The sequence below is a fragment of the Streptomyces sp. NPDC006879 genome (assembly GCF_042869595.1).
Taxonomy (GTDB): Bacteria; Actinomycetota; Actinomycetes; order Streptomycetales; family Streptomycetaceae; genus Streptomyces.
Genome location: NZ_JBIAGC010000083.1, coordinates 1 through 6,684, shown reverse-complemented (window position 1 = coordinate 6,684; position 6,684 = coordinate 1). Strand labels below are relative to the sequence as shown.

General features: G+C 66.3%; 8 protein-coding genes and 2 pseudogenes. 4 read left to right on the top strand and 6 right to left on the bottom strand.

Translation table 11 applies throughout. From position 1 onward, the window contains the following. Window positions 1-929: hypothetical protein (locus ACFYMC_RS29370; protein ID WP_388531094.1), on the top strand; the 929-nt coding region annotated here is incomplete at its 5' end. 165 nt (window positions 930-1,094) lie between these two features. Next, on the top strand, window positions 1,095-1,406 hold the full coding sequence (locus ACFYMC_RS29365) for a hypothetical protein (protein ID WP_388531090.1): 312 nt from the start codon (window positions 1,095-1,097) through the stop codon (window positions 1,404-1,406). A gap of 107 nt (window positions 1,407-1,513) precedes the next feature. Here ACFYMC_RS29365 and ACFYMC_RS29360 read toward each other — a convergent pair whose 3' ends face one another. Then, the gene (locus tag ACFYMC_RS29360) at window positions 1,514-2,356 is read right to left on the bottom strand and encodes an enoyl-CoA hydratase/isomerase family protein (protein WP_388531087.1); all 843 of its coding nucleotides are present in this window, start codon (window positions 2,354-2,356) and stop codon (window positions 1,514-1,516) included. A gap of 361 nt (window positions 2,357-2,717) precedes the next feature. On the opposite strand from ACFYMC_RS29360, the gene ACFYMC_RS29355 reads away from it, so the two are divergent. Further along, window positions 2,718-3,080 carry a hypothetical protein gene (locus ACFYMC_RS29355; protein ID WP_388531084.1) on the top strand — a complete coding sequence of 121 codons (363 nt, stop codon included), beginning with the start codon at window positions 2,718-2,720 and terminating at the stop codon, window positions 3,078-3,080. A gap of 37 nt (window positions 3,081-3,117) precedes the next feature. On the opposite strand, the pseudogene ACFYMC_RS29350 reads toward ACFYMC_RS29355, so the two are convergent. The 5 genes and pseudogenes from ACFYMC_RS29350 to ACFYMC_RS29330 form a co-directional block, all read right to left on the bottom strand. Beyond that, window positions 3,118-3,285 (bottom strand): annotated as a pseudogene (locus ACFYMC_RS29350) (transposase); the annotation flags it as partial. Between the two features lie 93 nt (window positions 3,286-3,378). After that, window positions 3,379-3,627 (bottom strand): annotated as a pseudogene (locus ACFYMC_RS29345) (BrxA/BrxB family bacilliredoxin); the annotation flags it as partial. Window positions 3,628-3,695: 68 nt separating this feature from the next. Further along, window positions 3,696-4,379, bottom strand: a complete 684-nt coding sequence (locus ACFYMC_RS29340) for a GNAT family N-acetyltransferase (RefSeq protein ID WP_388531081.1) — start codon at window positions 4,377-4,379, stop codon at window positions 3,696-3,698. A gap of 256 nt (window positions 4,380-4,635) precedes the next feature. Further along, window positions 4,636-4,908 (bottom strand): hypothetical protein, encoded by a 273-nt coding sequence (locus ACFYMC_RS29335; RefSeq protein WP_388531078.1) that lies wholly within the window; start codon window positions 4,906-4,908, stop codon window positions 4,636-4,638. 241 nt (window positions 4,909-5,149) lie between these two features. Beyond that, the gene (locus tag ACFYMC_RS29330) at window positions 5,150-5,818 is read right to left on the bottom strand and encodes a hypothetical protein (protein WP_388531075.1); all 669 of its coding nucleotides are present in this window, start codon (window positions 5,816-5,818) and stop codon (window positions 5,150-5,152) included. Window positions 5,819-6,110: 292 nt separating this feature from the next. On the opposite strand from ACFYMC_RS29330, the gene ACFYMC_RS29325 reads away from it, so the two are divergent. Beyond that, window positions 6,111-6,422, top strand: a complete 312-nt coding sequence (locus tag ACFYMC_RS29325; protein ID WP_388531072.1) for a hypothetical protein — start codon at window positions 6,111-6,113, stop codon at window positions 6,420-6,422. The last annotated feature ends 262 nt before the right edge of the window (window positions 6,423-6,684 follow it).

Here is a 6,684-nt window from a genome sequence, read left to right as displayed (position 1 = left end):
TGGTTTTCTTGGTCGAAAACCCATCTACCAGGGGCTTCACCATGTTGTCAGCCCAACAGCCGCACTTCAGAACCAGGTTGGAAAAGGCTCACTGGCTCGTGGGTGAGGACGAGACCGACTGCGTCCGCTACGTCGTCTACGGGGCGTCCCATGACCGGCCGTGGCTCCTGGAAGAGCAGGGGAAGCCGGAAGTCCTGGACTGCGAGGTATTCGCGGAGACGATCGGTGAAACCATCAGCCGTCTGGCCGGGGGCGACCGTGAGGCGGAACACCTGCTTGCCCGAGGCCTGGAGAAGGAGCTCGCCACCACGCACGACAAGGTCCGTCTCGCAAGACAGCTGGGTGGGGCGGTCCTCACGGACCCGGCTGCCTATGACGCCTATGCCCGATTCCGCGCGGACGACTCCTTCATCCGTGCCACCCTGTATGCGCTCCTATGCGCCAACGGCATCCACAGCAGCCTCTGGGACCGCTCCTACATCGACAAGGTGGTGGAGGCCTGCATTCTCTTCCACGACCTCCACGGCTTGCAGCGCCACACCTACGAGCAGGAGTGCGCGAACATCTTCCTGATCGCCGGGGTGACCGCCTCCGACGCCCATCTCGTGGACGAGATGTACCTCAAGGCACTCTCCTTGCAGTACGACGCCGCCCGAGACGCCCGCGTGCCGGCTCTGATGAAAGCCGTCTGCCTGCAGTACATCACGGGCTATCCCAGCAGCCACATGCACATGGCTCGTTACGGCATGCGCCAGCTCCTGACCCAGACCGTCACCGAAAGTTCCACGCGGAACTACGCGAGCACCGGCAGTACCGCCAGCTACAGCTCCCACTCCGGCCAGGGAGCTGCCGCACGTCTGAAGCGGGCCGATGGTCGCCAGCCCGCGCGCCGTCCCGCCAGAGGGCGCAACGCTCATCGAGGGCGCTGACTTTCTCCTGAACTCAGCGATACCACCGGCGACCTGACGGGCTCGTCGAGCCAGCGGACCGGGCGGGTACTCGACGGGGCCAGTGGCAGGCAGGGGCGATGCGAGATCGACAAGCTCATGGCGGTCCGGTCTCGCGGGCACGAACTCGCCGAAGTGATCTCTAGCATGCCTGGCATCACGGGAGAGCAGGAGGTTGCCGAGGTGGGATGTCCGACCCCGACCGTCCACGACGCGCCGCACTGCGGGCATCTGGACGTCACGCCGGCCTGCATCGCCTCGGTTCTCTCCCGCGCTCCCCGCATCCGCCGCCAGTGCCGTGACCGGCGCACCGACGAGCAGAACACCGCTGACGGCCTCGCCGAAGGCATCAGGGGACCACCGCGATCCCGGTACCGGCCCCGTGTCGTCGTCCGCGACCACGACGAGCCTCAGCCGGAGCACCCTGTTCCCGGGCATGCGGACACCGTACGCCGATAGCACCTTTAGGGCAGGTCACTCAGCGTGCCACGTCCAGGCATCACCCGGGGTCTGAAGCAGTGACGGCCTGCGTCCGGCCTGACCGGATGGGCCGTCGGGACGTCCGGCTACTGAGCCCGGTTCCCTGACGCACTGTCGTCTCGTCCGAGTTCGGCGCCGAAGTCGAATTCGAACGGTCCGCGTTGCTGCATGCCGCGGGCGAGCAACTCGGTCAGCCTCGCGCGGCCGTTCGGCGAGGCCGCGGCCGTGCGGAGCGCCTGACCGGACTCCACGATGTCCTCCAGCGGGAATGCCGACCGGCGGTTGATGATGTCCTTGGCGGTGGACAGCGCGTTCTGGTCGAAGCGGGCGATCCGTGAGGCGAAGCCGTCGACAAAGGTGTCGAGTTCGGCGTCGGGCAGGGCCCGGTTCACCCACCCGTACCGCTCTGCCGTCGTGGCGTCGAAGTCCTCGGAGCCCAGTACGATTTCCAGAGCGCGTGAGCGTCCGACCAGAGCGGGCAGGATCTCCATCGCGCCGCCACCCGGGACCACGCCCGATCCCACCTCTGGCTGACCCAGAACCGCCTTCTCCATGCTGGCGAAACGCAGATCGCACGCCAGGGCGAACTCGCTTCCCGCGCCCCGTGCGCGACCGCGCAGGCACGCGATGCTGACGAAGGGAGCCCGTGCCAGGCGTACCACGATGTCCGGCCAGGGCGGCAGGCCGGTGGGGCCTGCGTCGGTGGGCATCTCGGCCGCCCGGACCGCGTCGTAGTGCGCCAGGAAGAATTCGTCATCAGCGCTGTCGAAGACGACGACCTTCACACCCCGGTCGTTCTCCAGCCGGGTCAGGACATCCCGCAGGCCGGCCATGACTTCCGGGTCGATCAGGTTCAGAGGCGGGTTGTCGAAGGTGACCTGCCAATGGGCGGCGGAGTGGTGGTGGACTCTCACCGGGGAAGTGGGCACAGAGGCTCCCGATTTTTGATTGAGGGACAGAAGACCGACGATGCGGCGCGCTTACCGGTCGTGACGTCCCAGTTATGTTGTTCTGACCCGCACACACTAACGAGCCGCGCCCCAGGCGTGACTGGAGGCTCGGGTGGTGTCTCGGCGTCGTGTCCGAAGAGGCTGTCACCATCGAAGATCCATCTCCGTCCCTATTTGTCATGGATGCATCGGAAGTGGCTCCTCGGCTTGTTCTCTATCTTCTGGCATGACGCAGAGCTACCGGGATCTCGAAGTAGCTGCCCTGTGCGACAGCCGTGGCGCTGTCGCGGCAGCTGCAATCCAGTCGACGCGGCACGGTCCTGCTCCAGAGAATCAGCGCATGAGCCTCAATGTGGATACCTACGTATACGAAGCCAACGGCGAGTGGACTCTTCTGGAAGATCCCGACGACTACGGCAAGACCATGGCCGGATTCGAGAGATCGCGCAGCAAACTGTGGGGCTCTGAAGCGGTTCGGGCGCTGGGGGCTCGCTTCTTTCCCCGGCTCGACGGCGGCAACCTCCGCGTCGAGCCGGGGGAGATCGACGACTTCCTAGCCGAGTGCGAAGCGATACGCCCTCACATCGATCATCTTGGTGGAGTCAGCGGCTACGGCGCGGAGTACGTCACCCGATGCTTCAACAACATCGTTGCCGCTTCCGTGCGAGCCAGAGCCGAGGGCGGCGGTGTCATCGTCTGGTGAGCCTGATCTTCACCCTCGGGCGTCGTGGAGTCGGCATCTAACAGGATCTACCTGGTTTGCCGATGCCTTTGAGGGTCTCGGGGCGTTTGGCGGTTTTGCCGACGTCGTAGCGGGGTGCAGGGTGACGGTTCTTGCTCCCGGGCGGTCGTCCGGGCCCGGCGCCGCGGGGTTGGGGAACGCGGGCCGGGCAGAGCAGGTGGGCTCGGGAGGCGGGGCTCCTACTCGCTGAACTCGTTGAAGCGGCTTCGAGTTCGGCGGCGACGCTCTCGGCGTCGCGGCCTTCGATGCGGTGGCGGGGGATGAAGTGGACGAGTTCGCCGTCCTTGAAGAGCGCGAAGGAGGGGTGGGACGGGGGGATGTCGGGGAAGTAGGAGCGCATCTGGGCGGTGGCTTCGACGTCCTGCCCATCGAAAACGGTGAGCAGCCGGTCCGGGCGCTTGGCGTCGCCAGAGAGGGCGAGCCGCGCGCCGGGCCGGGCCATGCCGGCCGCGCAGCCGGTGACGGAGTTGATGGCCACCAGGGTCATGCCGGTAGCGGCGTCCTTCATGGCGCGATCGACGTCATCGGCGGTCAGCAGCTCGACGAAGCCGATGGTGGTCGGTTGGCGTGTCCGGTTTACCGGTTGGAGGAGGCCACTGGCCCTCGGGCGATCAGGACGTCGGCCGTGTGGTGCCAGCCGAGGGAGGCGTACAGGTGTTGGCCCTCCTCGCTGGCGATGAGAAGCCCGCTGTGGGCGCCCTGGGAGACGGCGGCTTGCGCCAGAGAGCTCATCACGGCGCGCCCCAGGCCGCGTCGGCGGTGCGCCCGGTCCGTCTCGATGCGATCGGCGATCGCATCGGTGCCGACCACGGCGATGGAGCCACGCGCAGCCACCTCTCCTGAAGGACTGCGGAGGGAGACGACCGTGACTGGTCCGTCCGTGTGGACCTCCCGCTCATACGGCGCGGCGGGTGCGTACTGCGGGTGCTCGGTCAGATCGGTCGTCATGAACCACTCGGACCGGTGGACCAACTCCAGTCCGGCTACGCCGAGGGTGGCTTCGACGGTGCCTGGGTGCAGCGTAGGTACCGTCAGCCAGGTGGTCTGCCTCGCGACGGCGACGGCTGCCGCCAGTCGTGCCAAGGACTCGGGTTCCTCGTCCGCGCTCAGCGCGAACACCTCGACCTGACGGCCGGGTTGGTCGCACCTGGACCGCAGGCCGTCTCCGTTGAACCCGATCGGCTCGGCCTCGGGCAGCAAGCGGGCCACGGTCCAGCCGTTCAGCCAACGTCGTATCAGCCCTGACTCGATCTTCGTCATCCGGCGATTAGAACATGGCCGCCACCCGCACGGGCGAAGAGTCACCCCTCGTCCTCGGCCAGCAGGTGAAACCGCCCTCCTGGGTGCACCTGCCAGGCTGTGGTTCTGGCGCATGACGAAGCTCCCGGGGAGAGCGGTGTCCTCGACCAGACCGCCGTCGGAGTCGTGGGCGGTGGTGAAGGCACCCGCTACCGAGGCGGCCATGGAGGTGGCAGTACCGCGGGGTCCAGCAAGGAGTCAAGGCCTTTGGTTGGCTTCAGGTGGAGCGGGGAGTTTCTGTCTCAGCAGGAGTGCCTCGGCCGATCGTGAGGGACCAGCGGATTGTGGAGGGCGCTTCGATGGACACGGTGCCGCCGCGCTCCGCTCCCTTGACGGCCACCTGGTTGTAGGTGGTGCTGGCCTCGCCTTCGACGCAGGTGAGCGGGAATGTGACGTGGACGGACGGCACCGTGACCTTGATCTCTCCCTTGCCCTGGCAGCGGACGGCGACGATGAGGGCCTTGCCCTTCTTCCCCGGCGTGTACTCCATGCTGGCGTTGCCTCGGGTGGGCTGTGCACTGCCGGCAAGGGCCTCGTCCGCGTCCAGCTTCGGTGGGCTCAGGTCCGCGGGCCGCGCGGTGGGCGCGGGAGCGGCCTGACTGGGACCCTGCGTAGTGGCTGTGGGCCGCGCGGGTGTTGGAGCGTCAGATGTCCCCGAGGTGCAAGCGGCCAGGGACACCACAATCGCCGTGCTGGCAGCGGTCAGTCTCCAGGAATTCTCGCGCGTCATGTCAGCTCTCCCAGATGTACCAGCCGAGACGGCGGGGAGTGTAGAGCGTCACGGGCTTCTTGGCACCCTGCCCGCAGTCGACGTAGACGTACTGGCTGTATCCCGTGGACTTGAGCCGGTAGACCCCGTAGCGCGCATGGGTGGTCTTGCGAGACGGGGTGTCGACACTGATGCGATTGCCGATCTTGGTGGTCAACTGCGCCGAGACGTCCACCCCGAACTTACTCTCAACCGAGGTGAGCGCCACTGAGACACCGACCTTGAGTTCACCACTGACGGCGACACCGACGGTCCCTGCCACTTCCGAGGTGAAAGTCGACTTCGCTGTCCGCGAGGTCCGGTTGTAGTTGGCCTGCTCTGCTCCAACCCCCTTGTGATAGTCCTTGCCCTTGGCGCTGGCGTAGTAACGCCAACCCGCCTCGCACCCGCGCCGCGGCGGTACTGCGTCGGGTGACTTCTCCACCTGCTTCTCCGTCTCTGAAGGAGCGGGCGCATCAGAGATCGGAGCACCTTCGACGAGATCGCCCTCTTCGGGTTGGGCCGGAGCCGCCGTCTCCACGAGCGAGGTGTCACCCGCCGCCGAATCAGGCTCCGCCGCCACAGCGAGACCACCGCTGGAGACCAGCACGGCTACCGCAAGGCCACAGACGACCGTTGACGCCTTCGGCATCTTTTCCCCCACTTGCTCTTCCCATTTAGCTACGGCGCTGAGCAAACCAAGAACCTTTGCGCGTTCCTACTGAGTTGAGGAACCTCTGAGGTTGGCATGGCGTGATCAAGACATGCGTCGGGCATCGATCCAAACCGACTGAATTCTCCGCAGAATCGCGCTGGTTTGCTCGGGATGTTGACTGCTTACGGCTATTTGCCCTGCTCGCCTGACGGTGTACCGGTTGACCGAAACCACGCCGAGCCAGAGGCCAACCAAGGTGTGCCAGAGGGCCACCTGATGGGAAGTATTCTTGCGGTTTGCGCTGGTCCAGGGCGGGACCCGGTCCCTGGTAGACGCCCACATCCGCCCGGTCGACGGTGCTCACCACCAGCTCGACCTCATCGAGGCCGAGGAGCGGCGCCGCAGCGCGAAGATCCACGTCCTGTCGGAGATTGCGCTGGGGATCCAGCTCAAGCACGCGGTTACCCGGGCCTTGGCCAACCGCTCCACCCAGGGCTACGCGGGCTCCGACACGGCCTGGGCAGAACGCCTCGGCACCGCCATCGACCACGCCCGCTTCAGGCGACTCAAAGACCTCTACGACCAGCACCACGAGGGCTAGTCCATCGGTTTCGGCCCCGGAGTCGACCGGCTCACCGCCACCTTCGACGCGGTCAAGAGGGCCGCCCCCGCGACCAATGCGACTGGGCCGCGGTCAACGGCGGCAAACGCATCGAATGCGACATCCCCCGCAAGACCCGCATCTCGCTTCGGTTCGGCAAGCTCAACGGACCTTGACCCCGGATTTTGGACACCGGAGACACTTGGATCTTGATGGTCCAGGAGAACGGAGTCCCCGTGGGGATGAAGCATTACCCGGCCGA